The 1,166-nt window shown below is 71.2% G+C and carries 1 pseudogene; it reads right to left on the bottom strand.

The annotated features are described in order from the left end of the window. Nucleotides 1-1,095 (bottom strand): annotated as a pseudogene (locus A5691_RS19185) (SDR family oxidoreductase); the annotation flags it as partial. Nucleotides 1,096-1,166: the final 71 nt, after the last annotated feature.

The raw sequence follows: 1,166 nt of genomic DNA, 5'->3' as shown, positions 1-1,166 counted from the left end.
CGGTGTGGTCAGGGTCAGGCGGTGCAGCAGCGCCGCGGCGTCGAGCTTGGGCGCGAACATCGCCGTGACGTCGTCGTCGGTCATTTCGTCGAGCAGCACTGGGCCGCCGGCGTAGGCAGCCAGGTAGATGCCCTCCAGGGGCGGCAGGTCGGCGTCGAACCGGTCGAACAGCGCGGCCATCGCGGTCTCGTCGGTGGCGTCGGCGGCGACGGTGACCAGCGTGGTCCCGGCCGCGGCAAGGCTTTCGGTCAGTTCGTCGAGCCGCGAACCGGGGTTGCGCGAAACGGCGACGATCGTCTTTGCGCCCATCCTGGCGAGTTCGCGGATCAGGTGTGGGCCGATGTTTCCGGTGGCGCCGATGACCAGCTGGCAGGCGCCGCCGTCCAACGTGACGGCTTGGGTGGGCAGGGCGCGGTGTTGCAATCGCGGGACGTGGCGCAGGCCCTGCCGGTAGACGACCTGGTCCTCGCCGTCGGTGCCGGCGGCTTCGGCCAGCAGCCGGGGCACGGTCAGTTCGGCGGGTACGGCTTCATCGAAGTCGATGATGCCGCCCCAGATTTCGGGGTGTTCGAGTGCGAGGGTGCGTCCCAGGCCCCACAGCGCCCCGTGTGCGGGGTTGGCGCGGTCGCCCTCGGTGGTCGGTTGGCCGTTGCGGGTGACGATGAACAGCTTCGCTGGCGTGGCGGCGGCCGCCATGGCCGCGGTGAGCCGGCGGGTGTGGTGGAACAGCTGATAGGCGACCGCGACCGACGTTCCGGAGGCGGGCGGCGCGTAGAGCACGCGGTCGACACCGTTGAGCGCCCCGTGCAGTGCCTCTTCGTCGGCGAGGGCGCCGGACTCCAGGCCCTCGATGCCGATTTGGGACCCGGCGACGCGGTCCAGTTCGCCGGTCAGCTCGGTGTCGCCCACGACCAGCCATCGACCGCCGCCGGGTGGCGGAGCATCGGGGAGCGGTCGCACGGGCCAGGCAACCCCATAGGACCAGTCATCGATCGGGGTGCCGTTGCCCCTTCGCGCAGAGCGGGTGTCCGTCGCAGCGCGGGGACTGTTGGGCCGCAACGCCGGTGGGGCGGCGGACGCGATGTCGATCCAGTGGCATCCATCCTGCTGGCCGTCGAATTGCTGCTCTTCGAATGGCGGCCGCGGAGCATGGTCCCCGTCGCGAG

Source organism: Mycobacterium sp. E183, from assembly GCF_001667735.1.
In the GTDB taxonomy this organism is placed as follows: Bacteria; Actinomycetota; Actinomycetes; order Mycobacteriales; family Mycobacteriaceae; genus Mycobacterium.
The sequence above is the reverse complement of the archived record's forward strand: the minus strand, read 5'-3'. Positions and strand labels throughout refer to the sequence as shown.